The sequence below is a fragment of the Clavibacter quasicaliforniensis genome, assembly GCF_051201715.1.
Classification (GTDB): Bacteria; Actinomycetota; Actinomycetes; order Actinomycetales; family Microbacteriaceae; genus Clavibacter; species Clavibacter seminis.
This window is the reverse complement of the sequence record NZ_CP139624.1, coordinates 2,362,929-2,389,669: the sequence shown is the minus strand read 5'-3', so window position 1 is coordinate 2,389,669 and position 26,741 is coordinate 2,362,929. Positions and strand designations below refer to the sequence as shown.

19 protein-coding genes are annotated in these 26,741 nt (G+C 75.5%); 15 read left to right on the top strand and 4 right to left on the bottom strand.

Features of this window, described 5'->3' with window-relative positions:
- Nucleotides 1–47 precede the first annotated feature (47 nt).
- The 4 genes from NL142_RS11365 to NL142_RS11350 all read left to right on the top strand — a co-directional run bounded on the left by NL142_RS11365 (nt 48) and on the right by NL142_RS11350 (nt 8,649).
- Complete coding sequence (locus NL142_RS11365; protein WP_435079593.1) at nt 48–1,106, top strand: AAA family ATPase; 1,059 nt, start codon at nt 48–50, stop codon at nt 1,104–1,106.
- Nucleotides 1,103–2,563 carry a DUF58 domain-containing protein gene (locus NL142_RS11360; protein WP_435079591.1) on the top strand — a complete coding sequence of 487 codons (1,461 nt, stop codon included), beginning with the start codon at nt 1,103–1,105 and terminating at the stop codon, nt 2,561–2,563. The genes NL142_RS11365 and NL142_RS11360 overlap by 4 nt, the downstream gene beginning before the upstream one ends.
- Nucleotides 2,560–5,109 carry a transglutaminase family protein gene (locus NL142_RS11355; protein WP_435079589.1) on the top strand — a complete coding sequence of 850 codons (2,550 nt, stop codon included), beginning with the start codon at nt 2,560–2,562 and terminating at the stop codon, nt 5,107–5,109. The genes NL142_RS11360 and NL142_RS11355 overlap by 4 nt, the downstream gene beginning before the upstream one ends.
- 90 nt (nt 5,110–5,199) lie before the next feature.
- Nucleotides 5,200–8,649 carry an FtsK/SpoIIIE domain-containing protein gene (locus NL142_RS11350; protein ID WP_435079587.1) on the top strand — a complete coding sequence of 1,150 codons (3,450 nt, stop codon included), beginning with the start codon at nt 5,200–5,202 and terminating at the stop codon, nt 8,647–8,649.
- Here NL142_RS11350 and NL142_RS11345 read toward each other — a convergent pair.
- Nucleotides 8,639–9,649, bottom strand: a complete 1,011-nt coding sequence (locus tag NL142_RS11345) for an asparaginase (RefSeq protein ID WP_435079585.1) — start codon at nt 9,647–9,649, stop codon at nt 8,639–8,641. The two genes, NL142_RS11350 and NL142_RS11345, sit on opposite strands and share 11 nt — an antisense overlap.
- Nucleotides 9,649–11,064, bottom strand: coding sequence for a 4-aminobutyrate--2-oxoglutarate transaminase (gene gabT, locus NL142_RS11340; RefSeq protein ID WP_043582630.1), 1,416 nt, complete (start codon nt 11,062–11,064; stop codon nt 9,649–9,651). The genes NL142_RS11345 and gabT overlap by 1 nt, the downstream gene beginning before the upstream one ends.
- 71 nt (nt 11,065–11,135) lie before the next feature.
- Here gabT and NL142_RS11335 point away from each other — a divergent pair, with 71 nt between their 5' ends.
- From NL142_RS11335 to NL142_RS11325, 3 genes are all read left to right on the top strand, one after another.
- Nucleotides 11,136–11,639, top strand: a complete 504-nt coding sequence (locus tag NL142_RS11335; protein ID WP_435079583.1) for an OsmC family protein — start codon at nt 11,136–11,138, stop codon at nt 11,637–11,639.
- Between the two features lie 110 nt (nt 11,640–11,749).
- Nucleotides 11,750–12,757 carry an FKBP-type peptidyl-prolyl cis-trans isomerase gene (locus NL142_RS11330; protein ID WP_435079581.1) on the top strand — a complete coding sequence of 336 codons (1,008 nt, stop codon included), beginning with the start codon at nt 11,750–11,752 and terminating at the stop codon, nt 12,755–12,757.
- Nucleotides 12,758–12,765: 8 nt separating this feature from the next.
- Nucleotides 12,766–13,848, top strand: a complete 1,083-nt coding sequence (locus NL142_RS11325) for a 1-deoxy-D-xylulose-5-phosphate reductoisomerase (RefSeq protein WP_435079579.1) — start codon at nt 12,766–12,768, stop codon at nt 13,846–13,848.
- 117 nt (nt 13,849–13,965) lie between these two features.
- Here the strand turns inward: NL142_RS11325 and NL142_RS11320 are convergent, their stop codons facing one another.
- Together NL142_RS11320 and NL142_RS11315 are read right to left on the bottom strand one after the other, a co-directional pair.
- On the bottom strand, nt 13,966–14,577 hold the full coding sequence (locus tag NL142_RS11320; RefSeq protein ID WP_435079577.1) for a hypothetical protein: 612 nt from the start codon (nt 14,575–14,577) through the stop codon (nt 13,966–13,968).
- Entirely contained in the window at nt 14,574–15,824 is a 1,251-nt protein-coding gene (locus NL142_RS11315) for a serine/threonine-protein kinase (RefSeq protein WP_435079576.1), read from the bottom strand. Before NL142_RS11315 ends, NL142_RS11320 begins: the two co-directional genes overlap by 4 nt.
- A gap of 137 nt (nt 15,825–15,961) precedes the next feature.
- Here NL142_RS11315 and NL142_RS11310 point away from each other — a divergent pair, with 137 nt between their 5' ends.
- The 8 genes from NL142_RS11310 (at nt 15,962) to NL142_RS11275 (ending at nt 26,675) form a co-directional block, all read left to right on the top strand.
- The gene (locus NL142_RS11310; RefSeq protein ID WP_435079574.1) at nt 15,962–17,386 is read left to right on the top strand and encodes a M50 family metallopeptidase; all 1,425 of its coding nucleotides are present in this window, start codon (nt 15,962–15,964) and stop codon (nt 17,384–17,386) included.
- Between the two features lie 82 nt (nt 17,387–17,468).
- On the top strand, nt 17,469–18,614 hold the full coding sequence (gene ispG / locus NL142_RS11305) for a flavodoxin-dependent (E)-4-hydroxy-3-methylbut-2-enyl-diphosphate synthase (protein WP_172405931.1): 1,146 nt from the start codon (nt 17,469–17,471) through the stop codon (nt 18,612–18,614).
- Nucleotides 18,615–18,720: 106 nt separating this feature from the next.
- Nucleotides 18,721–19,752 carry a 3-oxoacyl-ACP synthase III gene (locus tag NL142_RS11300; protein WP_194684714.1) on the top strand — a complete coding sequence of 344 codons (1,032 nt, stop codon included), beginning with the start codon at nt 18,721–18,723 and terminating at the stop codon, nt 19,750–19,752.
- A gap of 7 nt (nt 19,753–19,759) precedes the next feature.
- Nucleotides 19,760–22,435, top strand: a complete 2,676-nt coding sequence (locus tag NL142_RS11295; protein WP_435079571.1) for an alpha/beta fold hydrolase — start codon at nt 19,760–19,762, stop codon at nt 22,433–22,435.
- On the top strand, nt 22,432–23,433 hold the full coding sequence (locus NL142_RS11290) for an NAD-dependent epimerase/dehydratase family protein (RefSeq protein WP_435079569.1): 1,002 nt from the start codon (nt 22,432–22,434) through the stop codon (nt 23,431–23,433). The genes NL142_RS11295 and NL142_RS11290 overlap by 4 nt, the downstream gene beginning before the upstream one ends.
- Before the next feature lie 31 nt (nt 23,434–23,464).
- Complete coding sequence (locus NL142_RS11285) at nt 23,465–25,237, top strand: proline--tRNA ligase (protein ID WP_435079567.1); 1,773 nt, start codon at nt 23,465–23,467, stop codon at nt 25,235–25,237.
- A gap of 86 nt (nt 25,238–25,323) precedes the next feature.
- Entirely contained in the window at nt 25,324–26,331 is a 1,008-nt protein-coding gene (gene nusA / locus NL142_RS11280; RefSeq protein WP_119382823.1) for a transcription termination factor NusA, read from the top strand.
- A gap of 50 nt (nt 26,332–26,381) precedes the next feature.
- Entirely contained in the window at nt 26,382–26,675 is a 294-nt protein-coding gene (locus tag NL142_RS11275; protein ID WP_012038840.1) for a YlxR family protein, read from the top strand.
- Nucleotides 26,676–26,741: the final 66 nt, after the last annotated feature.

Below are 26,741 nucleotides of genomic sequence, written 5' to 3'. Positions count from 1 at the left end.
GCGGCTCCGACGCCGGACCCGAGGCCGCACCCGAGAGGCACGAACCCATGACGATGACCGCCGACGAGGCCCGCGCCTTCCAGGACGAGTTCGCGCGGCTCGTGCGCAACGTGGAGCAGGTGCTGCTGGGCAAGTCCCACGTCGTGCGCCTCGCGTTCACGGCCATGGTCACGGGCGGCCACCTGCTGCTCGAGGACGTGCCAGGCACCGGCAAGACCTCGCTCGCGCGCGCCATGGCGCAGACCGTCGACGGCACGCACAGCCGCGTGCAGTTCACGCCCGACGTGCTGCCCGGCGACATCACGGGCGTCAGCGTCTACGACCAGCGCACGGGCGAGTTCGAGTTCCACCGCGGGCCGGTCTTCGCGAGCATCGTGCTGGCCGACGAGATCAACCGCGCGAGCCCGAAGACCCAGTCCGCGCTCCTCGAGGTGATGGAGGAGGGCCGCGTCACGGTCGACGGCACGCCGTACGAGGTGGGCCACCCGTTCATGGTCATCGCCACCCAGAACCCCATCGAGCAGGCCGGCACCTACGCGCTGCCCGAGGCGCAGCTCGACCGGTTCCTGCTGCGCACCTCCATCGGGTACCCCGACCACGAGTCGATGCTGCGGATCCTGCAGGGCGCCTCCGTGAGCGCGCACGACGTGACGCTCGCGCCCGTGACGTCTGCCGCCGCCGTGCGCGCGCTGCAGGAGCGCGCGGGGACCGTGCACGTGGATCCCGCGGTCGCCGACTACGTGGTGCGCCTGGTCGACGCGACCCGCGTCGCGCCCGAGGTGCGGCTGGGCGCGAGCGTGCGCGGCGCCCTCGCGCTCGTGCGCGCGTCCCGCACCTGGGCCGCCGCGGACGGTCGGCACTACGTGGTGCCCGACGACGTGAAGGCGCTCGCCGAGCCCGTGCTCGCGCACCGCCTGCTGCTGGATCCCGAGGCCGAGTTCGACGGCGTGACGCCCACGAGCGTGCTGTCGCAGATCCTCATCGAGACCGCGCCGCCGCGCGACGGGCACGCCGGGGCGTCGGGCGGTCGGGCTTCCGCGGGGTCGCACGTCGCGGGGCCCTCCGCTCCGGGCGCCTCCGCCGCGGGCGCGCGGTCGGGCGGATGAGCGCGGTCGGGACGCGCGGCGCGGCCGCCGCCCCGGACCCCACCGCCGTCGCGTCGCCGCTCGATCCCGCCGCCGCCCCGCGGCGCCGCGCCTTCGCGCGCCTCGTGGGGGTCGTCACGCCGCTCGGCCGCGTCGTCGCGCTGGCAGCCGTCGTCGCGGGCGCCGTCGGGTACGCGCTCGGCTGGCGAGAGCTCGTCGCGGTCGCCTGGACCGCCGCCGCGCTCTGGCTCATCGCGCTGCTGCACCTCGTCGGGTCGTCCGGCGTCGAGGTGTCGCTGCGCCTGCCGCGCGACCGCGTGGTCGCGGGGGAGCGAGCGCCCGCGACCGTCGCCGTGCGCAACCCGCTGCGCCGCCGCGCGGTCGGCCTCACGGTGGAGGTGCCGGTCGGATCCGGTCTCGCCGAGGTCCACGTGCCCTCCCTCGCGCACGGCCACTCCCACGAGGACGTGTTCGTCGTGCCGACCTCGCGCCGCGGCGTGATCGCGCTCGGCCCCGCCCGCATCGTCCGCGGCGACCCGATCGGCCTGGTGCGCCGCGAGTCCGCCGAGGCCGCCGCGACCCGCCTGCTCGTGCACCCGCGCACGCTCGCGATGCCCAGCACGAGCACGGGCTTCGTCCGCGACCTCGAGGGCCGCGCCACGCGCGACCTCACCGACAGCGACGTGTCGTTCCAGTCCCTCCGCGAGTACGTGCCCGGCGACCCCGTGCGCCACATCCACTGGCGCTCGACCGCGAAGACCGGCGTGCACATGGTGCGGCGGTTCGAGGAGACCAGGCGGAGCCACATCATGGTGGCGCTGTCGCTGCACGCGGGCGACTACGGCGGCGGCGGCCCCGGCCCGGTGGAGGACGCGACGGCGATCCCGGCGGGCGGCACCACGGTCGCGGCGGGGCATGCGGCGGGCGCGCTCGCCGGATCCACCGCCGACGCCGAGTTCGAGCTGGCCGTGAGCGTCGTCGGATCCCTGGGCGCGCGCGCCATCGTCGACGCGCGCACCCTGCAGGTCGTCGCGAGCGCCGACAGGGCGGCGCGACGCACGCGCCGCCCCCCGATCGCGCCCACGCTGCCCGGGCTCGCCCGCACCGTCGCGCGCCAGGGCCCGCCCGGATCCCGCTCCGCCCGGCTCCGCCGCCTCGCCACCGTCACGCGCGACCGCCTCCTCGACGACCTCGCCGAGATCGGCGCCTCCGACCGCGCGGCGACGCTCGTGGAGCTTGCCCGCGCGGCGGCCGACGAGGTCGCGGGCGTGTCCGTCGTCTTCCTCGTCTGCGGCACGGGCGCATCCCCCGCCGCGATCCGCGCGGCCGCCGTCGGCTTCCCGCCCGGGGTGCAGGTGGTCGCGGTGGTCTGCGACCCCGAGGTCGAGCCGGGCCTCCGCCGCCTCGGCGACCTGTCGGTCCTCACGATCGGCTACCTCGAGGACCTGCGCGGCGCCCTGCAGCGGAGCGCGACGTGAGCGCGCGGGGATCCGGGGGCGGCAGCCGCCCGGCCGCCGGACGCGGCGCCGCCCGCCCCCGCGGCGCCGCCCGCCCCCGCGTCCCGGCCGGATCCCGCGACCCCGGCCGCACGCTCATCCCGGCCGTCGCGATCGCGCTCCTCACCGGCCTCGCCGCGGCCGCCTTCTGGCCCGTCTACCGCGACGCGTCGTTCGTGCGCATGGCGGGGATCACGCTGGTCGTCGGGGCGCTCATCGCGGTCGCGGGTGCCCGGTTCCGCTGGGGGAGCGCGGTGGTGGCCTCCGCGATCCTCGTGGCCTTCCTCGCGCTCGGCGTGCCGCTCGCGGTGCCCTCCGGGGCGGCCGACGGCTGGCGGCCGACGCTCGCGGGCCTCGGCGAGCTCGTCGAGGGCGCGTCGCTCGGAATCGTGCGGCTCGTGACCATCGCGCTCCCGGTCGGCGACTACCAGGCGCTGCTCGTGCCCGCGTTCGCGCTCGTGCTGCTGGGATCCGTGATCGGCGTCTCCGTGGCCCTGCGCTCCCGGCGGCCCGAGCTCGCGGTGATCCCCTCCCTCGTGATCCTCGTCGCGGCCGCCGCCCTCGGCCCCGACCGCAGCCAGGGACCGGACGCACCCGACGCCGCGGGCCTCCTCGTGCCGGTCGCGCTGGCCTGGCTCGCGACGGCCCTGCTGTGGATCGCGCGCTGCCGCTGGCGCCGACGCCACCGCGCGATGCGCCGCCTCGGCCGTCAGGCGGGGATCCCCGTGGAGTCCGCGTCCGACCGGCGCCGCTCGGGCACGCGCGCCGGGGTCTCCGCGGTCGTCGTGCTCGCGGTGGCGCTCGTCGCCGGCGTCGCCGCCACGGCCGCCGCCCCGCCCGACGCGTCCCGCACCGGCCTCCGCTCCACGGTCGAGCAGCCGTTCGACCCGCGCGAGCAGGTCAGCCCGCTCTCGTCCTTCCGCACCTACTGGAAGACGCCGACGTCCGACGAGACGCTGCTCACGGTCGCGGGCCTGCCCGTCGGCGGCCGGGTGCGCCTCGCCGCCCTCGACACCTACGACGGCGTCGTCTACGGCACGGGCGGCGCGCGCGGCAGCGTCGACGCGTCGCGCACCGGGCAGGCCTCCGGCACGTTCGCGCGCGTGCCGTACCGGCTCGACCAGACGGGCGTCGCGGGCGACGACGTCACCCTCGACGTCGTCGTCGACGCCTACCGCGGCGTGTGGCTGCCGGGCGCGGGCCGCCTCGAGCGCATCGCCTTCGCGGGCGACGACGGCGGACGCCTCGCCGACTCCTTCTACTACGACGACGCGACCGCCACCGGCGCCGTGATCGGCGGGCTGACCGCGGGCGACGCGTACGAGATCGAGGCCGTGGTCGCGTCGACGCCGCCGCTGGAGGCGCTCGCGGACGAGCGCCCGGGCGACGCCGTGGCCCCGCGCCCCACGGGCGTGCCCGACGAGGTCGCCGCGCGCGTGGAGGCGTCCACCGCTGCCCCCGACGGCGCGACCGCGGGCGGCACGGACGCGGGCGCCGGAACCTCGGCGTCGCCCGGCGCGCAGCTCGTCGCCGCGATCTCCGCCCTCCGCGCCGACGGCTACGTCAGCCACGGCGTCGGCGACGCGCCCTTCAGCCGGTCGGGCCACTCGGCCGAGCGGATCGCCGACCTCCTCACCACGCGCCCCATGCTGGGCGACGCGGAGCAGTACGCGGTCGCGGCCGCCCTCATGGCCGACGACCTCGGGTTCCCCGTCCGCGTCGTGATGGGCTTCGCGCCCGGCGAGGCGGCCGTGCGGGAGGCGCTCGGCGGGCCCGTGAGGATCCAGGGATCCGACGTCACCGCGTGGATAGAGGTCGACACGGCGTCCTCCGGCTGGGTCGCGGTGGATCCGAACCCGCCCGTCCGCGACGTGCCGGACGCGTTGCCCGACGAGCCCACCGAGGTCGCCCGCCCGCAGACCGTGCTGCCGCCGCCCGTCGAGGAGCAGGCCGAGCCCGAGGACCGCACGCCGCCGGACGCGAGCCGCGACGACCGGCCGGAGGCGGATCCCGCGCTCCAGGCCGTGCTCGCCGCCGTGCGTGTGGCCGGCTGGTCGCTGCTCGGGCTGGGGCTCGCGGCGTCGCCGTTCCTCGCCGTCGTGGGCGCGAAGGTCGCGCGCCGGCGGCGGCGGCGCCGGGCGGCGGTGGCCCGCGACCGGGTCGGCGGCGCGTGGGACGAGTTCCACGACGGCGCGCTCGATCGCGGCCTCGTGCCGCCCGTGCAGGCCACGCGGCGCGAGGTGGCGCGGCTCGTGGGCGTGGGCGGCGCGCGCGGGCTCGCGGACGTGGCCGACGAGTCGGCGTTCGCGCCGGGCGACGTGCCGGATCCGCTCGCCGACGCCTCCTGGCGCCGCGTCGACGAGCTCGCGGCGCGCATGGACGCGGGGCGGACCCGGCGGCAGCGGATCCGCGCGATGGTGTCGCTCGCGTCGCTGCGGCGCGGGCGCGGGCGCGCCGCGGGCGGCGATGGCGACGGCCGCGCGCGCTTCGCGGGAGCGCGTGCCCGGCCGCGCCGCCCGCGCCCCTGACGCCTCCTCCCCAGGATCCCGTCGCGCTCGGCGTCCACGAGGTGCGGGCGCCGCGCCGCCGGGGCACGACGACCGTGGTGTCCTCGCCCGGTGGACATCTCCCCGCCCCCGTCGCCCGCTCCCGCGCCGCCGCCCCCGTTCCCCGTGCTCGGCGTCGCGGCGCCCCTCGTCGTCAGCGTCGCCGTCTGGGCCGTCACGCGCTCGCCGTACGCGCTGCTGTTCGCGGCGCTGGGGCCCGTGGTCGCGGTCGCGGGCGTCGCGGATCAGCGCATCTCCGGCCGGCGCTCCGCCCGCCGGGTCGAACGCGAGTCCCGCGCGGCGGTCGCGCGCCTGCACGCCGAGGTGCGGGCGCGCGTCGCCGCCGCCCGCGTCGCCCTGCGGTCCCGGGCGCCGTCCGCGCGCGAGATCCTCGACGGGAGCGCCAACCCCGCGCTCCTCTGGCGGGCGGATCCGGGCGGCGACGGCTCGCTCCCGATGGCGCTCGGCACGGGGGAGGTGCCGAGCGGGATGGTCTGGCGGGGCGATCCGGACGCGCTGGTGCCGGATGCCGACGGGCGCGACGGGCGCGGCACGCTCCTGCGCCGTCCGCTCCTGCGGTCCCTGCGGCGGCGCATCCGCAACGTCTCCGCCGGTGCGCGCTCGGCGTCCGCCGCCTCCCCGCACCATCCGGCTCGGTGGGCGGATCTCGTCCGCTGGGTCCCCGACGCGCCCGTCCTCGTCTCCGCCACCGGCGGCCTCGGGCTGCGGGGCGCCCCCGCCCTGGTCGCGCCCGTGCTCCGGGGCGTCGTCGTCCAGCTCGTGCACGCCCTCCCGCCTGACGACCTGCGCATCGCGTCCCGCCCGGCCGGGCCCGAGTGGGACTGGCTCGAGCGGCTGCCGCACGCGGCCGACGGGCTCCGCGAGCAGCGGGCCGGCGCCGACCGACCGGCCGCGGAGCCCACCGCCACGGGCGAGCCGGGCGCGTGGGCGATCCGGCTCGCGCTCGGCTGGCGGGAGGTCGTGCTCGCCGCGGCGCCGCGGGTCGAGTCGCTCCCCGCCGCGTGCCGCACGGTGCTCGACGTCCGGAGCCCCGGCACGGCGCGGATCCTCGCGGCTGACCCGGCGCCTGCCGACCCGGCCGCCCTCGGCCACGGCGCCTCCGCGGATCCCGCGGCGCATGTCCTCCCGCCCGACGGCATCCCGGTGCCGCGCCTCACCCGCACCGGCCTGGTGCGTCCCGACCTCGTGTCCCTCACGGAGGTGAAGCGCCTCGCGGACGAGCTGGCCGACCTCGCGCGGCGGCGCGGGCTCGCGGCGGCGCGGGCGCCCCTCCCGTCGCGCGTGCCGTTCGCCGACCTGCTGGCCGCGGAGCCGTCCTTCGCGGAGCTGCCGGACGTCGACGACCCGGCCGCGGGCGACCCGGCCCGGTCGGCTCCCTGGCTCGCGGCGGGCGACGGATCCGTCACGGAGCGGGACCGCCTGCCGCACCCCCGCCGTCCGCGCACGCTCGCGGCGGTCATCGGCGTCGGGCACGACGGTCCCGTGTCGGTGGACCTCGTCGCGGACGGCCCGCACGCGGTCGTCGCCGGCACCACGGGGAGCGGCAAGAGCGAGCTCCTCATCACGTGGATGGCGGCGCTCGCGGCGGCGCACCCGCCCGAGGAGGTCACCGTGCTCCTCGTCGACTTCAAGGGCGGCGCGGCGTTCGACCCGCTGCTCGTCCTGCCGCACGCCGTCGGCCTGGTCACCGACCTCGACGGCCAGGGCGCGCGCCGCGCGCTGGAGAGCCTGCGGGCGGAGATCCGGCATCGCGAGCGCGTCCTCCGCGAGGCCGGCGCACGCGACGTCGACGACCCCGCCGCGGCGGGCGTGCTGCCGCGCCTCGTCATCGTCGTCGACGAGCTGGCGGCCCTCCTCGCCGACCAGGACGGCCTGCACGAGGTCGTCGCCGACATCGCCGCCCGAGGCCGCTCGCTCGGCATGCACCTCGTGCTCTGCACCCAGCGTCCCGCCGGCGTCGTGCGCGACGCGGTGCTCGCCAACTGCGACCTCCGCCTCTCGCTCCGCGTCAACAACGAGGCGGACAGCAGGGCGCTCCTCGGCACCGTCGAGGCGGCCCGCCTCGCCGACGCGCCCGCGGGTCGGTGCCTCGTCGGGGCGCACGGCGCGCCGGCGCGCCCGTTCCAGGTCGCCGTCACGACGGCTGGCGACCTCGCCCGCGTCGCCGCCGCCCGCGCGACCCCCGTCCCCGTCCGGCGCCCGTGGCTGGATCCGCTGCCCGCGTCCATCCCGTTCGCCGACCTCGACGCGGTGCCGCCCCTCCCCAGGCACGGATCCGCGACCCTCGCACCCGGCGCGTCCCCCATCCCCTTCGCCCTCGTCGACCTGCCCGAGGAGCAGCGGCGCGCGACGGCCGTGTGGTGCCCGGCGACGGACGGCCACCTGCTCGTCGTCGGCGGCCCGGGATCCGGCCGCAGCACGTGCCTGCGCACCATCGCCGCGTCCGCCGCCGTGGCCGGCGCCGAGGTGATCCACGTACCCGCGGACGCGGAGGGCTGCTGGGACGCGGTCGCCCGCGTCGTCGCCCGCATCCGCGACCCGCACGGGCCGCGCGATCCGCTCGTCGTGCTGGCCGACGACCTCGACGTCGCCGTCTCCCGCCTGGGACCCGAGCACCAGGCCGCCCTGCTCGAAGGGCTGACCGCCATCGTCCGCGAGGGGCCGCACGCCGGGGTGGCGCTCGCCGTCGCCGGCCGTCGGGCGGGCGGATCGCTCCAGTGCGTGACGGCCGCCTCGGGACCGCCCGTGATCCTCCCGCTCCCGACCAGGCAGGAGCACGTCCTGGCGGGCGGCGAGAGCCGCCTCTTCGACGCCCGCGCGACGCCCGGAGCGGGGGAGTGGCGCGGCGAGCGGATCCAGGTGGCCACGCCGCCCGAGGTCGAGAGCGCGTCCGCCCGGCATGCGGAGGGCTCCCGTGCGCCGGTGCCCGCGGACCCCGCGCCCCGCGTGTTCCTCTCGGGCGACGCCGTCCACGCGCTCGTCACGCCGTCGTCCGCCGCCGCGGTCGCGCGACTCCGCGAGCGGGGCGTCGACGCGGTCGAGGCCGCGCGGATCCCGCCGGGCTGGTCCGCGGATCAGCCGTTCCCCGGTGCGGCCGCGGACGGGATCGGGATCTCGACGCGAGCCGCCGTCGGCCTCGGCGCGCACGACGGCGGCGGCCGCGCAGCGCGTGCCCGGGTCGTGGTCGGGGATCCCGACGCCTGGCTGATGCGCGGTCCGCTCCTCGCGGACCTCCGCCGCGCCGGCGACGTCGTGCTGGAGGGCTGCACCCCGCGGGACGCGCGCACGCTGCTCCGCGTCCGCGCGGTGCCGCCGCCCCTCGCCCCGATCGCCGGGCGCGCCTGGCTCGTCACGCCCGACGGCGACGTGCGACGCTGCTCGTGGCCGCCGGCGACGGCGGGGACGCCCGATGCGCAGGTGCATGGGGAGGCACCCGCGGCGACCGCGGCGCTCCCCGCCGACCCGCCGCGTCGCGCGCAGCCTGCCGGGGTCAGCCGATGAGCGTCGGCGACACCCGGATCTCGCCCACCGGCATGCCGCCGCCGAGAACCGCGAGGTCGAGCTCCGGGCGCACGAGCTCCACGTCGTCCCGCGTGATCGCGCCCGCCTGGGCCAGCAGCTCGAGCGCCACGATGGTGGACGCCCGGAGGCTCCCGTCGAGCGTCTTCGAGGCCACCGTCGTGCCGTCGGGGGCGGTCATGATCATGATCCCCTCGGCCCCGCCCTTGGCGAAGAGGCCCAGCCGCTCGATCACGACGGTGTTCGCGCGGCCGGGCCCGTCGATCGCCCAGCCGTGGGCGCGCACGGCAGCGGTGAGGGCTGCAGCGTGCCGGTACAGCGCGAACGGCGAGCCGGGTGCGGAGGTCGCGATGCGGTGGATCCCGCGCGCGAGCGCCGTCAGCGACATCGCGTGCACGGGAGCACCGCACCCGTCGATGCCCGTCGTGGCGATCCGCTCTCCCGTGAAGCGCTCCACCACGTCGCGGATCCGCACCTGCAGGGGGTGGTCCGGGTGCAGGTAGTCGTCGGTCGACCAGCCGTTCGTCACGCAGGCGAGCAGCATCGCGGCGTGCTTGCCGGAGCAGTTCATGTGGACGGGGGAGGCGGGGATCCCGGCGCGCACGAGCTCGTCGCGCGCGGCCCGGTCGAGCGGCCAGTCGGCGGGGCAGCGCAGCGCGGACTCGTCGAGCCCGGCCTTGGCGAGGATCCCCCGCACCACCTCCACGTGTCGCGCGGTCGCCGCGTGGCTTGCCGTGGCGAGCACGTGCTCCTCCTCGGTGAGCTCCGCGCCGCTCGCCAGCACCGCGAGGGCCTGGAACGGCTTCATGCTGGAGCGCGGGAACACGGGCGTCGTCGCGTCGCCGACCTCTCGAAGCACCTCGCCCTCGGGCGACAGCACGACGGCCGCGCCGATGTGGCGCGACTCCACGAAGCCGCTCCGCTCGAGCACCGCGAGCTCCACGGCGCCCTGGACGGGGATCGTCTCGACGGCCGCCGCCATCAGAGCGCCCGGAACGCGTCGGCGATCACGCCGAGCGCGTCGTCGAGCAGCTCCTCGGAGATCGCGAGGCTCGGCAGGAACCGGAGGACGTTGCCGTACGTCCCCGCGGTGAGGATGATCACGCCGTGCGCGTGGCAGTACGCCGCGATGGCGGCGACCGCGTCCGCGTTCGGCTCCTTCGTGGTGGATCCCGTGCCGGGCTGCACGAGCTCGATGGCGACCATCGCGCCGATGCCGCGCACGTCGCCGATGATGTCGTGCTCCTCCTGCAGGTCCGCGAGCGCGTGGTGCAGGTGGTCGCCGATGCGCGTGGCCTCGTCGAGCAGCCCGTGCGTCTCGATCGCCTCGAACACGGCCACCGCGGCGGCGGCTGCGACGGGGTTGCCGCCGAACGTGCCGCCGAGGCCGCCGGGGAGCGCGGAGTCCATGATCTCGGCGCGGCCGGTCACGCCCGCGAGCGGCAGACCGCCCGCGATGCCCTTGGCCGTGAGCACGAGGTCGGGCACGAGGCCGAGGTGCTCGCTCGCGAAGAAGCGGCCGGTGCGCGCGAGGCCCGACTGGATCTCGTCCGCGATGAACACGACGCCGTTCGCCGTGCACCACTCCTGGAGCGCGGGCAGGAAGCCGTCAGCCGGCACCATGAAGCCGCCCTCGCCCTGGATCGGCTCCGCGACGACGCACGCGAGGTCGGTCGCGCCGATCCGCTTCTCGAGGTACGAGATGGTGCGGGCCGCGGCCTCGGCACCCGAGAGGCCGTCGTGATACGGGTACGAGCTCGGCGCGTGGTACACGTCGCCGGCGAAGGGGCCGAAGCCGGTTCCGTAGGGCGACGCCTTGTAGTTCATCGCCATCGTGAGGTTGGTGCGGCCGTGGTAGCCGTGGTCGAGCACCGCCACCGCGCGGCGACCCGTGTGCTTGCGTGCGATCTTCACGCCGTTCTCCACGGCCTCGGCGCCCGAGTTCACCAGCACCGTGCGCTTCTCGTGCGTGCCGGGCGTGTGCTCCGCGAGCAGCTCCGCCACGCGCACGTACTCCTCGTAGGGCGTCACGGTGAAGAGCGTGTGGATCACGTCGCCGAGCTGGGCGGTCGCCGCGTCCACGACCTCCTGGCGCGTGTGCCCGACGGTGGTCACGCCGATGCCGGCGCCCAGGTCGATGAAGCGGTTGCCGTCCACGTCCTCCACGATCGCGCCGTGCGCGCGGGAGATGTAGACGGGGAGCAAGGAGGAGACGCCGGGCGGCACCACGCGCTTCCGGCGCTCGTGCAGCTCTCGCGAGAGCGGGCCGGGGATCTCCGTCACGATGCGTCGCTCCTGCGGCACCTGCGGGCGCGCGTCGCGGGCGGACGCGGCGGGGGAGTCGGAGGCGGAGCCGGCAGGGATGCCGACGCGGGCGGAGTCCAGGGTGTCTGTCATGATCCGGCGAGTTTACCCGCGCGGGCAGCGGGATCCGGAAGGGCCGCGGCGCCGTTCGCTAGCGTGATCCCATGCAGATCGAGCACCGGTACGCCCTGTCCCTCGAGTGGACGGGCGACCGCGGCTCCGGCACCACCGACTACCGCTCCTACGGCCGCGACCACGTCGTCCGCGCCGCGGGGAAGCCCGACCTCCTGGGATCCGCCGACCGCCCGTTCCGCGGCGACGTCGACCGCTGGAACCCGGAGGAGACCCTCATCTCGGCGCTCGCGCAGTGCCACCTCCTCAGCTACCTGCACGCGGCCGCCATGGCGGGCGTCGTGGTCGTGGGCTACAGCGACGAGCCCACCGGCACGATGCGGCAGACGGACGATGGCGGCGGGCACTTCGTGGAGGTCACGCTGCGGCCCGTCGTCACCGTGCGGGATCCCGCGCACGTCGAGCTCGCGACGTCGCTGCACCAGGGCGCCTCCGAGCGCTGCTTCATCGCGAGCTCCGTCAACTTCCCCGTGCACCACGAGCCGCGCACCGTGCTCGCGGACCCCGCGGACCTCGCGGACCCCGCGGGCGCCTGACCCGGCGCTCGGCTCGCGCCCTGTCAGGCGGTCCCCGGCCGGTTCGGGCAGACTGTGCGAGTCCCTCCCACATACCTGGTGCGTCCGCCGCGCCGATGAAAGCGACTCACGTGAAGCGACGCATCCCCCTCACCCTGGCCGCGGCCGCCGTCCTGGCGCTGTCCGCCTGCTCCGGCAGCGGCACGCCGAACGCGGATCCGTCCGCGAGCCCGACGGCCGGCGCACGCACCGCGGGGGCGTCCTGCATCGACACCCCGTCGGGTGACGCGTCGAAGTCCGTCAAGGTCTCCGGCGACTTCGGCAAGGCCCCCGAGGTCACGGTCGACGGTCCGCTCACGGTCGACACGACCGAGCGCACCATCGTCACGGAGGGCGACGGCGCGGAGATCGCGGCAGGCGCCACCGCGAACATCGCGCTCGCCGCCTACAACGGCAAGACCGGCGAGGCCATCGCGCAGCTCGCCTACAACGCCGACTCGCCGCTGCCCGCCACCATGAACGACGGCGCGCTGGTCCCCGGCGTCGTCCGCGCGGTCGAGTGCACCACGGTCGGATCGCGCATCGTCGCGGTCGTCCCCGCGGCCGACGGCTTCGCCGCCGAGCAGGCGACGACGCTCGGCCTCGGCGCCGACGACCCCATCGTCATCGTGGTCGACGTGCTGAGCCAGGCCGCCACCCGCGCCGACGGCGTCGACCAGCCCGCGCCGGATGGCTTCCCCGCCGTCACGCTCGCGGACAACGGGGCGCCCACCATCACCATCCCGGACGCCGCCCCGCCGACGGAGACGAAGATCGCGAACCTCAAGGTCGGCGACGGCGCCGAGGTCGCCGACGGCGCGAGCGTCACCGTGCAGTACACGGGCATCAACTGGAACACCAAGAAGGTCTTCGACTCCAGCTGGGACCGCGGCCAGTCCGCCACCTTCGTCACGTCGCAGGTCATCCCCGGCTTCACGAAGGCGCTCGTCGGCCAGAAGGTCGGCTCGCAGGTCATCGCGATCATCCCGCCCGCCGACGGCTACGGCGACAAGGGCCAGGGCACCGACATCGGCGGGACCGACACCATCGTGTTCGTCGTCGACATCCTCGGCACCCAGCCCGCCGCCGCGGGCCAGTAGGGCGAGCCGTGCGCCGGGTCATCGTCCTCGGATCCACGGGTTCCATCGGCGTGCAGGCCCTCGAGGTCGTCGCCCGGCACCCGGAGCTGTTCGAGGTCGTGGGGCTCGGCGCCGGCAGCAAGCGCGAGGCGCTCGCCGAGCAGGCGCGCGTCGCGGGCGTCGAGCACACGGCCCTCGGCGCGGATGAGGCGGAGCAGCTCATCCGCTCGGTCGACGCCGACGTGGTGCTCAACGGCATCACCGGATCCGTGGGGCTCGGTCCCACCCTCGCCGCGCTGGAGGAGGGCCGCACCCTCGCCCTCGCCAACAAGGAGTCGCTCATCGTCGGCGGCGAGCTGGTGCGCGGTCTCGCGGCGCCGGGCCAGCTCGTCCCCGTCGACTCGGAGCACTCCGCCATCGCGCAGGCGCTCCGCGGCGGCACGGCGGAGGAGGTCAGGCGGCTCGTCGTCACGGCGTCCGGCGGCCCGTTCCGCGGCCGCACGCGCTCCGAGCTCGAGCACGTCACCCCGCGCGAGGCGCTCGCGCACCCGACCTGGGACATGGGCCTCGTCATCACCACGAACTCGTCGACGCTCGTGAACAAGGGCCTCGAGGTCATCGAGGCGCACCTCCTGTTCGACGTGCCCTACGAGCGGATCGACGTGGTCGTGCACCCGCAGTCGATGATCCACTCCATGGTCGAGTTCATCGACGGGTCGACGCTCGCGCAGGCGTCCCCGCCGGACATGCGCCTCCCCATCGCGCTCGGGCTGAACTGGCCGCACCGCATGCACGACGTCGGCGTGCCCATCGACTGGACCCGCGCGGCGACGTGGACATTCGAGCCGCTCGACGACGAGGCCTTCCCCGCCGTGCTGCTGGCCAAGCAGGTCGGTGCCGCGGGATCCACCTACCCGGCCGTCTACAACGCGGCGAACGAGCAGGCCGTGCAGGCGTTCCACGCGGGGCGCGCCGGATTCCTCGACATCGTGGACACCATCCGCCGGGTCGTCGACGCCCACGAGCCCGCGTCCGGGCCCCTCACGCGCGAGTCGCTGGCCGAGGCCGAGCGCTGGGCGCGCGCCGAGGCAGACCGGGTGCTCGGGGTCTGACCGGCCCGGACCGGCCGTCGCCGAGGGCGGCGACCGCGTAGAGCTTCGGCAGCACGTCGGTCGCGGCGATCTCGGACGCGGCGCAGAGCCGGTCGGATGGCGATCCGACCGGCCAGGTCAGCCGTTCCCGTTCCCGTTCCCGGGGTCGCCGGCTCCGCCGTCGCCGTTCCCCCCGCCGTTCCCGTTCCCGTTTCCGGGTCCGCCGCCGCCGCTGCCGTTGCCGCCGCCCGGGGCCGGGCTCGGCGTGGCCGGGGGAGCGGGCGTCGCCGTGCGGCTCGGGCTCGGGCTGGGCGAGGGCGAGGGCGTCGCCGTCCGCGAGGGGGACGGCGACGGCGAGGGGCTCGTCGACGGCGACGGGGAGTGCGTCGGGGTCGTCTCCGCCGCGTCGCGGGCGGCCTCGAGCTGAGCGCGCACCGCGTCGATGCGCGCGATGACCTCGTCGCGTCGCGCCTGGTCGATCGACGCGTCGGCGAGGTCGGCCTCGACCGCCGCCCGCAGCTCCTCGAGCTGCGCGAGCGCCTTGGCGTAGTCGCCGTCGGCGGACGACTGCGTGACGGACTGCGTGCGCTGCTGCAGGTCGTCGAGCGCGCGGTCCTCCGGCGTCGACGAGCCCGCGCAGCCGGCGAGGAGGAGCACGGCCGTGGTCGCGGCCGCGAGACCCACGGCGGCACGACCGCGGAGCGAGCGCCGCCCTGTGCCGTCGGTCGAGCGGGTCGATGTGCGGATCACGGGGCGTCCTCCACGCTCTTCTGCAGCTCCTCGAGGCTGGCGCCGAGGGGTCCGGGGACGGACGGGTACGAGGTGTCGTTGGTCTGCATGGCGTTGACGGTCACGACGCCCACGACGGCGGCCGCGGCGATCAGCACGGACACGACGCCGATGCTGAGCGCCCGGTTGCCGCGGCGCTTCGCCGGGGCGCGATCCGCGTCGGCGGCCGGGGAGGTCCGGGCGGTGGGGTCCGCGCCGCGCGCGGGAGGCGTCGTCGGCGCGGCGGCGAACCGCTCGGTCCGGGCGTCCGGATCCGCGTACGGCGCAGCAGCAGCACCCGCCCCGGCCGCGCCGAACCCGGCAGCCGCCGCAGCGGGCATCACGCGCGTCGAGGTGGCGGTCGGCGCATCCACCGCGGACTCGGGCGCGCGCCCGGTGCGGAGCTCCGCGGCGACCTCGCGCGCGGTCGGCCGGGTCGCGGGATCGCGGCGGGTCATGCGGGACAGAAGGTCCACCCACGAGGCGCCGAGCCGGGCGGGGATCTCCGGGTCGCGCACCACCCGCGCCATGGTCGACTCCGCGGCCGTGCCCGGGAAGGTGCGACGGCCGGTGAGGCACTCGAGGAGAACGAGGCCGAGCGCGTACACGTCGGTGGGCGCGCCGACCTCCTCGCCGAGCGCCTGCTCGGGGCTGAGGTAGCTGACGGTGCCGATTATGGATCCGGTCGACGTGAGGCGCGTGCCGTCCACGAGCCGGGCGATGCCGAAGTCGGTGAGCTTGGCGACGGCGGGCTCGTCGTCGTCCTCGGGCTGCGCGAGCAGCACGTTGGCGGGCTTCACGTCGCGGTGCACGACGCCGCGGCGGTGGATGTAGCCGAGCGCGTCGCTGAGGATCCCGCCGATGCGCGCCACCTCGGGCCCGGGCAGCGGCCCCTCCTTCATGCGGTCGGCGAGCGTCGAGCCGTCGACGATCTCCATCACGATGAACGCGAGCACGCGGTCGGCGACGACGTCGTCGCCCACGTCGAAGAGCGTCACGAGGCCGGGGTGGCTGAGGCCAGCGAGCATGCGCACCTCGCCCTCCTGGCGCTCCACCTCACCGGGATCGGCGGAGTCGGTCGCGAAGACCTTGACGGCCACCTCGCGGCCGAGCGTCTCGTCGGCGGCGCGGTACACGGTGGCCATGCCGCCGCGTCCGAGCAGCCCGCTGATGCGGTAGCGACCGGCCAGCAGCGTGCCGGCGAGTGGGTCGGGCCGTTCTCCGGGCATGGGCGCACCTCTCGTCACGGGCTCCCAGACTAGCCCGGGGCTCCTGGGCGGCACCCGCCCGGCGCGGTCGGCGGCCAGCCTGCGGATCCGCGCCACGGCGGCGTCCGCCCAGGGTGCGGGAGGTAGCCTCTCCCACCATGGACGGCGTCTTCCTCTACATCCTCGGGGTGCTCATCATCGTGGTCGGCGTCGCCGTGTCCATCGGCCTGCACGAGGTCGGTCACCTGGTGCCCGCCAAGCTCTTCGGCGTGCGCGTCACGCAGTACATGATCGGCTTCGGGCCCACCATCTTCAGCCGCCGCAAGGGCGAGACCGAGTACGGCGTGAAGGCCATCCCGCTCGGCGGCTACATCTCCATGATCGGCATGTTCCCGCCGCAGAGCTCCCGCGCCGGCACGAGCAGCACGGGGATCGCGCAGCTCGTCGGGCCCGACACCCGCCGCGACGCCGCCGATGCCGGATCGCCGACCGCCCCGGACGCCGACGACCGCGCCGGCCGAGGCTTCTTCGACCTCCTCGTGCAGGACGCCCGCCAGGCCAGCGCCGAGAGCGTCGGCGACGAGGAGGACCGCGCCTTCTACAAGCTGTCCGTCCCCAAGCGCATGGTGATCATGCTCGGCGGCCCGGCGATGAACTTCATCCTGGCGATCGTGCTGTTCGCGATCGTCCTCTGCGGCTTCGGCGTCACGACGTCCACCACCACGGTCGGCCAGGTGAACGCCTGCATCGTGCCCGCCGGATCCACCGCGTCGGCCGACGCCGGCACCTGCCCCGCCGGCGCACCCGAGGCGCCCGGGGCGGCTGCCGGCCTCCAGCCCGGCGACACGATCGTCAGCATCGACGGCTCGCCGGTCACCGCATGGGATCAGGTCACGAGCACGGTGCAGGCATCCGCCGGGAAGGAGCTCGACGTCGTCGTGCAGCGCGGCGGCGCCAGGCAGACGCTCGCCATCACGCCCGTGCTGACGCAGCAGGCCGTCATCGGATCCCGCGGCGCCCCCGAGGTCGACGAGCAGGGGAAGCCGGTCACGCGCGAGGTCGGCCTCATCGGCTTCAGCCCCACGCAGGCCGTGCAGCAGCAGCCGCTCTCCGCCGCGTTCACCACCACGGGCGAGAACATGGCCGCGGTCGGCAACCTCATCCTCAACCTCCCGCAGCGCCTGGTGGACGTCGGCCGCGCGGCGTTCGGCGGCGGCGAGCGCGACCCGAACGGCCCGATGAGCGTCGTCGGCGTCGGCCGCGTCGCGGGCGAGATCGCGAGCCTCGACGAGACGCCGGTCGCCTCGCGCGCCTCCGCGATGATCGGCCTGGTCGCCTCGCTGAACGTGGCGCTCGGCATGATCAACCTGCTGCCGCTCCTGCCGCTCGACGGCGGGCACGTGCTCGGCGCGATCGTGGAGGGCGTGCGCCGGTTCCTCGCGAAGGCGTTCGGCCGACGCGATCCCGGACCGGTCGACGTCGCGAAGCTCATGCCGCTGACGTTCGTGGTCGTCATCGTCTTCGGCGCCATGAGCGCGCTGCTGATCTTCGCCGACCTGGTGAACCCCGTCCGCCTCACCTGACGCGCGCCCGACCCCGCCCCGCCCGACGCCGCCCGCGCCCCCGACGCACCGGGCGCGCAGGAATCGGACGTAGGCTCTTCCCGTGCCAGCAGTCAATCTCGGAATGCCGAAGGTCCCTGAGGTCCTCGCGCCCCGCCGCAAGACCCGTCAGATCAGCGTCGGCAAGGTGAAGGTGGGCGGGAACGCCCAGGTCAGCGTCCAGTCGATGACGACCACGCAGACGACCAACATCAACGCCACGCTCCAGCAGATCGCCGAGCTCACGGCCACGGGCTGCGACATCGTGCGCGTCGCGGTGCCCCACCAAGACGACGCGGACGTGCTGCACATCCTCGCCAAGAAGAGCCAGATCCCGATCATCGCGGACATCCACTTCCAGCCCCGCTACGTCTTCACCGCCATCGACGCAGGCGTCGGCGCGGTGCGCGTGAACCCCGGCAACATCCGCAAGTTCGACGACCAGGTCGGTGCCATCGCGAAGGCCGCCAAGGCCGCGGGCACCTCGATCCGCATCGGCGTCAACGCCGGATCCCTGCACCCGAGCCTGCTGCAGAAGTACGGCAAGGCCACGCCCGAGGCGCTCGTCGAGTCCGCCGTCTGGGAGGCCAGCCTCTTCGAGGAGCACGACTTCCACGACTTCAAGATCTCGGTCAAGCACAACGACCCCGTCATCATGGTGAAGGCGTACCGCCTGCTCGCCGAGCGCGGCGACTGGCCCCTGCACCTCGGCGTCACCGAGGCGGGCCCCGCATTCCAGGGCACCATCAAGAGCGCCACGGCGTTCGGGATCCTGCTCTCCGAGGGCATCGGCGACACCATCCGCGTCTCCCTCTCCGCGCCGCCGGCCGAGGAGGTGAAGGTGGGCCTGCAGATCCTGCAGTCGCTCAACCTCCGCGAGCGCAAGCTCGAGATCGTCTCCTGCCCGAGCTGCGGCCGCGCCCAGGTCGACGTCTACTCGCTCGCCGAGCAGGTCACCGAGGGCCTCAAGCACGTCAACGTGCCGCTGCGCGTCGCCGTCATGGGCTGCGTCGTGAACGGGCCCGGCGAGGCCCGCGAGGCCGAGCTCGGCGTGGCGTCCGGCAACGGCCGCGGGCAGATCTTCGTCAAGGGCGAGGTCATCAAGACCGTGCCCGAGGCCGAGATCGTCCAGACCCTCATCGAGGAGGCCAACCGCCTCGCCGCGGAGATGCCCGCCGGATCCATCGGCAGCCCCGAGATCCTGGTCTAGTCCGCTCTCTCCCCACCCGCCCGCCCGGGCGGCGTGCGTCCGCGCGCGCCGGCTGCGCGTAGGCTCTGCTAGTCGTCCGCCCGGCGGACCGCCCCACGAACTGAGGATGCTGTTGAACGGTAACGCCACATTCCGGCATCGGAACACCTCCCTGCTGGGGCTCGCCAGCGTCCTCGCCCCGCACACCGTGACCTCCGTCGAGATCGACGACCGCCTGAAGCCCGTGCTGTCCCGGCTCCGCCTCCCCACCGGTCTCCTGCAGCGCGTCGCGGGCGTGCTCGAGCGACGCAACTGGGACAAGTCCATGTCCTTCGACGCGGCCGCGACCGAGGCCGGGCGCAAGGCGCTCGCGCAGGCCGGCGTCGAGGCGTCGCAGATCGGGCTGCTCATCAACACGTCCGTCACGCGCGCGCACCTCGAGCCGAGCGTCGCGGTCAGCATCCACAACGGGCTCGGGCTCCCGTCGTCCGCCCTCAACTTCGACATCGCCAACGCGTGCCTCGGCTTCGTCAACGCGATGACGCTCGCCGGCCACCTCATCGACTCGGGCCAGATCGACTACGCGATGATCGTCGACGGCGAGGACGCCGGCGAGATCCGCCACAACACGGTCGCGCGCCTGCTCCGCCCGGAGACCACGCGCGCCGACTTCCTCAGCGAGTTCCCCAGCCTCACCCTCGGCGCGGGCGCGGCGGCGGCCGTCCTCGGGCGCACGAGCGACCACCCGGAGGGGCACCGGATCCTCGGCGGCGTCACGCGCGCGGCCACCCAGCACCACGAGCTCTGCATCGGCGACGTCGACGGCATGTTCACCGACACGAAGGAGCTGCTCCGCGGCGGGATGGAGCTCGTCGTCGACGCGTGGAAGGAAGCCGCGCAGGACGACTGGGACTGGTCCGACATGGACCGCTACATCCTCCACCAGGTCTCGGACGTGCACACGAACGCCATCGTCAAGGCCGCGAAGCTCGACAAGTCGCGCGTGCCGCTGACCTACCCGCGCTACGGCAACGTCGGGCCCGCGAGCATCCCCATCACGCTCGCCGACCAGGCCGACAGCCTCAGCCGCGGCGACCGCGTGCTCTGCATGGGCGTGGGCTCCGGCCTCAACACGGCCATGACCGAGATCCTCTGGTAGCCGCGGCGTGAGCGCATCGGCCGCGGTCGCCCCGGCGACCGTCCCCGTGACGGGCCCCGACGGGCGGCCGCTGCCCGGGCTCGATCCCGAATGGTCGCGCGTCGTGCGCGCGGGCGGCCACGGCTGGCACCTGCTCGACACGGGGGAGCGGCTCGCGGCCACGGGCGCGCCCGTCGCGGGCACGATCCTCTGCGTGCACGGCAACCCCACCTGGTCGTACCTGTGGCGGCGCATCGCGGCGGAGTCGCTGGCGCGCGCCGAGCGGGATCCGTCGCGGCCGGCCTGGCGCGTGGTCGCCGTCGACCAGCTCGACATGGGCTTCTCCGAGCGCACGGGCGAGGCGCGCACGCTGCCGACGCGGCTCGACGACCTCCAGGCGCTGACCGACGAGCTCGGGTTCTCGGGATCGGGCGCCACCGGCCCCGTCGTCACGCTCGGCCACGACTGGGGCGGAGTGATCAGCCTCGGCTGGGCGCTCCGCAACCGCGACGTGCTGGCGGGCGTAATGGCGCTCAACACGGCCGTGCACCAGGAGGAGGGCGTGCCCATCCCGTGGCCGCTGCGCCTGGCGCTCGCCACCGGGATCCACGACGCTGCCACCCGTGGCACGCCCGGCTTCCTCGCCACCACGCTCGCGCTCGCGCACCCGCCGCTCGACCCGGCCGTGCGTCGCGCGTTCGCGGCGCCGTACCGCGGTGCCGACCGCCGCGTCGGGATCCGCGGCTTCGTCGCAGACATCCCCGTGGGCCCCGCGCACCCGAGCCACGCGACCCTCACGTCCATCGCCGAGGGCCTCCGCGACCTCGACCTGCCGGCCCTGTTCGTCTGGGGACCGCGCGACCCGATCTTCAGCGACGTCTACCTGTCCGACCTCCTCGAGCGCCTGCCGCACGCCGACGTGCACCGGGTGGAGGGCGCCGGGCACCTGGTCGCGGAGGACCACGACTACGCGTCGGCCGCGCTCGACTGGCTCGCGGATCGGGTCGCGCCGGGATCCGCGCCCGCCTCCGCTCCGGCCGCCGCCGCCGTCGCCTCCCCGCCCGTCCGCCTGCTCGGCGCCCTCCTCGAGGAGCTGCGCGACTGCGACGCGCCCGTCCTCGTCGAGATGGCGCCGCGCGGCGGCGGCGGCCCGCGCACCGTCTCCTGGCGGCTGCTCTCGCGGCGCGTCCGCGAGATCGCGGCGGGCCTGCACGCGCGCGGCCTCCGCGCCGGCGACCGCGTCTCGCTGCTCGTCCCGCCCGGTGCCGACCTCACGGCCCTCCTCTACGCGTGCCTCCGCATCGGCGTGATCGTCGTGGTCGCCGACGCCGGCCTCGGCGTGAAGGGCCTCGGGCGCGCCGTCGCCGGATCCCGCCCCGACATGGTCGTCGGCATCCCCGCCGGCCTCGCCCTCGCGCGCGCCCTCGGGTGGCCGGGGGAGCGCATCTCCGTCACCACGCTCGCGCCGCCCGTCGCCGGCGCGCTCGGCGTCGCCGCGAGCCTGCCGCAGATCGCCCGCGACGGCCGCGCGCAGGTCCTCCCGCCCGAGCCCGCTGCGGACGACGACGCCGCGATCCTCTTCACCTCCGGATCCACCGGCCCCGCCAAGGGCGTCGTCTACACGAACCGCCAGCTCGCAGCGCTCCGCGACACCCTCGGCTCCCGCTTCGACGTGGGTGTCGGCACCGGCCTCGTCGCCGGGTTCGCGCCGTTCGCCCTGCTCGGTCCCGCGCTCGGCGCCACGAGCGTCACGCCCGACATGGACGTGACCCGCCCGCGCGACCTCACCGCGTCCGCCCTCGCCGCCGCGGCCCGCGCCGCGGACGCCACGGTCGTCTTCGCGTCGCCCGCCGCGCTCGCCAACGTGGTCGCCACCACGGACGCCCTCTCGGCCGCCGATCGGGAGGTGCTCGGCCGGGTCCGCTCGCTGCTCTCCGCGGGCGCCCCGCTCTCGGAGGCGCTGCTCACGCGCGCTGCCGCGCTCGTGCCGGCCGCCGAGGTGCACACGCCGTACGGCATGACCGAGGGGCTGCTGCTGACCGACGTGACCCTCGAGGGGATCCGCGCCGCCGCCCTCCGCGGTGACGCCGGCGTGTGCGTCGGCGCGCCCGTCGACCCCGCCGCGATCCGCATCAGCCCCCTCGACGCCGACGGCGCCGCGACCGGTGCACTCACCGACGAGCCCGGCATCACGGGCGAGATCGTCGCGTCCGCGCCGCACGTGCACGACCGGTACGACCGCCTGCACGTCACCGACCGCGCGGCCCGCCGCGACTCGGCAGACGGGATCCGCCGCCACCGCACGGGCGACGTCGGCCACCTCGACGCCACGGGCGCGCTCTGGATCGAGGGCCGACTGCCGCATGTGATCACGACGGCCGACGGCGTGCTCACGCCCGTCGGCCCCGAGCAGCGCGCGGAGTCCGCGCCGGGCGTCGGCCGCGCGGCCGCCGTGGGCGTCGGTCCGGCTGGCGTGCAGCAGCTCGTCCTCGTCGTCGAGAGCGAGCCGGCCGCGCGCCGGGTCGGCCTCGCGGATCCGGATCTCGCCGCTGCCGTGCGCGCCGCGGTCGGCATCCCCGTCGCGGCCGTGATCGTCGTCCCCGTCCTGCCGACCGACGTCCGCCACAACTCCAAGGTCGACCGCGCGCGCCTCGGCCGCTGGGCCGCCGGGATCCTCGCGGGCGGCCGGGTGAGCGCGCCGTGATCGTCCTCGTCACGGGCGCCAGCGGCATGCTCGGCCGCGCCGTCGCCGAGCGTCTCGCGGCGGCCGGGCACGCGGTCCGCACCTTCCAGCGCCAGCCGTCCGGCCTCGCGGCGAGCGGCACCTCGCCCGTGCCGGGAGCGGTCGTCGACCTCCGCGGCAGCGTCACCGACCAGGCCTCCGTCGTCCGCGCGGTCGACGGGGTCGACGCCGTGATCCACCTCGCCGCCAAGGTCTCGCTCGCGGGCGACCCGGCCGACTTCCGCGCCGTCAACGTCGAGGGCACGCGCGCGCTCCTCCGGGCGGCGCGCGCGGCGGGCGTCTCCCGCTTCGTCCACGTCTCCTCGCCGTCGGTCGCGCACACGGGCCTCTCCATCACGGGCGACGGCGCCGGACCCGCGGACCCGGTGCGCGCCCGCGGCGACTACGCCCGCACCAAGGCCGAGGGCGAGCTCATCGCGCTGGCCGCCGACGACCCGGCGATGCGCGTCCTCGCCGTCCGCCCGCACCTCGTCTGGGGCCCCGGCGACACGCAGCTCGTCGCCCGCATCGTCGACCGGGCCGCCCGCGGACGCCTCCCGCTCCTCGGCCACGGCGCCGCGCTCATCGACACCGTCTACCGCGACAACGCCGCAGACGCGATCGTCGCCGCGCTCGACGCAGCGGACACAGCGCACGGCCGCGCCTACGTCGTCACCAACGGCGAGCCGCGACCCGTCGCCGAGCTGCTCGCGGGCATGTGCCGCGCGGCCGGGGTGCCCGCCCCGCGGATCCGCGTGCCCGCCGCCCTCGCCCGCGCCGCCGGGGGAGCGGTCGAGCGCGTGTGGGCCGTGCGCCCCGGATCCGACGAGCCGCCCATGACCCGCTTCCTCGCCGAGCAGCTCTCCACCGCGCACTGGTTCGACCAGCGCGAGACGCGTCGCGCGCTCGGCTGGACCCCCGCGGTCTCCCTCGACGAGGGCTTCGAGCGCCTCCGCCTCTCGGACGCCGCCGCGCGCTGAGCGGGCCCGGTCGGATCGCTAGGCTGATCCGGTGTCCACACGCCTCTCCAAGCTCTTCGTCCGCACCCTCAGGGAAGATCCCGTCGACGCCGAGGTCGCCAGCCACCGCCTCCTCGTGCGCGCCGGCTACATCCGCCGCCAGGCCCCCGGCATCTTCGCCTGGCTGCCGCTCGGCCTCCGGGTCAAGAACAAGGTCGAGGCCATCGTCCGCGAGGAGATGGAGCGCATCGGCGCCCAGGAGGTGCACTTCCCCGCGCTCCTGCCCGCCGAGCCGTACCAGGCCACCGGCCGCTACGACGAGTACGGCCCCGGGATGTTCCGCCTCGAGGACCGCAAGCGCGCGCCCATGGTGCTCGCCCCCACCCACGAGGAGTTCTTCGCGCTGCTCGTGAAGGACCTCTACTCGTCGTACAAGGACCTGCCCCTGTCGATCTACCAGATCCAGGACAAGTACCGCGACGAGGCCCGCCCCCGCGCGGGCATCCTGCGCGGCCGCGAGTTCACGATGAAGGACGCGTACTCCTTCGACCACACCGACGCCGGCCTCGCCGTCAGCTACCAGGCCCAGCGCGACGCCTACGAGCGGATCTTCCAGCGCCTCGGCCTCGAGTACGTCATCGTCGCGGCCGACGCGGGCGCCATGGGCGGGTCCAAGAGCGAGGAGTTCCTGCACCCCACGCCCATCGGCGAGGACACGTTCGTGCGCAGCCCCGGCGGCTACGCGGCCAACGTCGAGGCGTTCACGACGCTCGTGCCGGAGTCGATCCCCATCGAGGGCCAGCCCGCCGCGCGCGTCTTCGACTCGCCCGACACCCCCACCATCGCCACCCTCGTCGACCTCGCGAACGCCCGCGAGCCCCGCGAGGACGGCCGCGCGTGGACCGCCGCCGACACGCTGAAGAACATCGTGCTCGCGCTCACCCACCTCGACGGCACGCGCGAGCTCGTCGTCGTGGGGATCCCCGGCGACCGCGACATCGACCTCAAGCGCGCCGAGGTGGCGTTCTTCCCCGCCGAGGTCGAGCCCGCCACCGATGGCGACCTCGCGAAGCAGCCCGGCCTCGTGAAGGGCTACATCGGCCCGTGGTCGCCCGAGGGCCCCGTCCTCGGATCCACGTCCACCACGAAGGTGCGCTACGTGGTCGACCCCCGCGTGGTCGACGGCAGCTCGTGGATCACGGGCGCCAACGTCGCCGGGAAGCACGTGCTCTCGCTCGTCGCCGGCCGCGACTTCACGCCCGACGGCGTCGTGGAGGCGGCCGACGTGCGCGACGGCGACCCCGCCCCCGACGGATCCGGCCCCATCAGAACCGCGCGCGGCACCGAGATCGGGCACGTCTTCGAGCTCGGCCGCATGTACGCGGAGGCCCTCGGCCTCAAGGTGCTCGACGAGAACGGCAAGCTCGTCACCGTCACGATGGGGTCCTACGGCATCGGCATCACGCGCAACCTCGCGCTCGTCGCCGAGGCCACGCAGGACGGCCGCGGCCTCCTCTGGCCCGCGTCCATCAGCCCGTTCGACGTGCACGTCGTCATGACCGGCAAGGGCGACGAGATCGCCTCCGCATCCGAGGAGCTCGTCGACGCGCTCGACGCCGCGGGCCTCGACGTGCTCTTCGACGACCGCCCCAAGGTGTCGCCCGGCGTGAAGTTCGGCGACGCCGAGCTCATCGGGGTGCCCACCATCGTCATCGTCGGCCGCGGCGCGGTCGACGGCATGGCCGAGCTCTGGGACCGACGCACGAACGAGCGCACGCCCGTCGCGCTCGCCGACGTCGTGGGCGCGCTCACCGCCGACCGCTGATCCGAACCGCGCCCCCGCCCGAGGCTGCCCGACCGCTCCCGGTCGGGTAGCCTCGAGTGTTTCCAACCGAATAGAGGAGTCGCACCGTGGACATCGACCTGAGCGTCTTGCGCCTGATGGAGCGCGAGCGCGAGATCCCGTTCGAGGAGCTCGTCTCGATCATCGAGCAGGCCATCCTCACCGCCTACCTCAAGCACACCGACCAGGCCGACGCCAAGCCCGTCGCCGACGGCGTGCCCCCCGCCCGCGTGCACCTGGACCGCAAGTCCGGCCACGTCTCCGTGCACGTCCCGGAGCTCGACGAGGACGGCCTCGTCATCGGCGAGTCCGAGGACAGCCCGAGCGACTTCGGCCGCATCGCCGCCTTCGCCGCGAAGCAGGTCATCAACCAGCGCCTGCGTGACATCGGCGACGACCGCATCCTCGGCGAGTTCAAGGGCCGCGAGGGCGACATCGTCGCGGGCGTCGTCCAGCAGGGCCCGAACCCGCGGATGATCCACGTCGACCTCGGCACCATCGAGGCGATCCTCCCGCCCGAGGAGCAGGTCCCCGGCGAGAAGTACGTGCACGGCTCGCGCCTGCGCGTCTACGTCACGAGCGTCTCCCGCGGCGCGAAGGGCCCGCAGATCACGGTCTCGCGCACGCACCCGTCCCTCGTCCGGAAGCTGTTCGCGCTCGAGGTGCCGGAGATCGCGCAGGGCCTCGTCGAGATCGTGTCGCTCGCCCGCGAGGCCGGGCACCGCACCAAGATCGCGGTGCGCGCGACCGAGCCGGGCATCAACGCCAAGGGCGCCTGCATCGGCGAGCTGGGGCAGCGCGTCCGCGCCGTCACCGCGGAGCTCAACGACGAGAAGATCGACATCGTCGACTACTCCGAGTCGCTGCCCGTGTTCGTCGGCAACGCGCTCTCGCCTGCCCGCGTCACGAGCTCGTTCGTCATCGACCAGGCGACGAAGGCCGTCCGCGCGCTCGTGCCGGACTACCAGCTGTCGCTCGCCATCGGCAAGGAGGGCCAGAACGCCCGCCTCGCGGCCAAGCTCACGGGCGCGAAGATCGACATCCAGCCCGACTCGATCCTCGAGGGCGACGACTGAGCGCCGCCCGCCGCGACCCGGCCTCCCCGCCGCCGGACGGAGGGGGTAGTATGGATCCGGTAAGAACGTGCGTCGGCTGTCGTCGGCGTGCCCCGAGGTCCGCGCTACTGCGGATCGTCGCCGATCCCCCCACCAGCTCCCTCGTCCTCGACGAGCGCGCGGTGATGGCCGGCAGGGGCGCGTGGATCCATCCGACCATCGAGTGCATCGACAGAGCGATCGCGCGGCGTGCCTTCGGGCGGGCCCTGCGGAGCGACGCGGCGCTCGACCCCGCAGCTCTTGGGGGACTACGAGAGCGGCTCGCGGCCCAGCCGAGCGCGCGAGCATCCGAGAGAACAGGCTGAACGGCACATGGACAACTAATGAGCGGCTCGAAATGAGATCCGTCCAGCACTAGCGGTCCCCTCCTG

What these genes read in the sequence shown, in the direction of transcription:
- NL142_RS11300 (WP_194684714.1), top strand. Translation starts at nt 18,721, where the DNA reads ATGCTGTTGAACGGTAACGCCACATTCCGGCATCGGAACACCTCCCTG.
- gabT (WP_043582630.1), bottom strand. Translation starts at nt 11,064, where the DNA reads ATGACAGACACCCTGGACTCCGCCCGCGTCGGCATCCCTGCCGGCTCC.
- NL142_RS11275 (WP_012038840.1), top strand. Translation starts at nt 26,382, where the DNA reads ATGGATCCGGTAAGAACGTGCGTCGGCTGTCGTCGGCGTGCCCCGAGG.
- NL142_RS11315 (WP_435079576.1), bottom strand. Translation starts at nt 15,824, where the DNA reads ATGCCCGGAGAACGGCCCGACCCACTCGCCGGCACGCTGCTGGCCGGT.
- NL142_RS11310 (WP_435079574.1), top strand. Translation starts at nt 15,962, where the DNA reads ATGGACGGCGTCTTCCTCTACATCCTCGGGGTGCTCATCATCGTGGTC.
- NL142_RS11365 (WP_435079593.1), top strand. Translation starts at nt 48, where the DNA reads ATGACGATGACCGCCGACGAGGCCCGCGCCTTCCAGGACGAGTTCGCG.
- NL142_RS11345 (WP_435079585.1), bottom strand. Translation starts at nt 9,649, where the DNA reads ATGGCGGCGGCCGTCGAGACGATCCCCGTCCAGGGCGCCGTGGAGCTC.
- NL142_RS11360 (WP_435079591.1), top strand. Translation starts at nt 1,103, where the DNA reads ATGAGCGCGGTCGGGACGCGCGGCGCGGCCGCCGCCCCGGACCCCACC.
- NL142_RS11335 (WP_435079583.1), top strand. Translation starts at nt 11,136, where the DNA reads ATGCAGATCGAGCACCGGTACGCCCTGTCCCTCGAGTGGACGGGCGAC.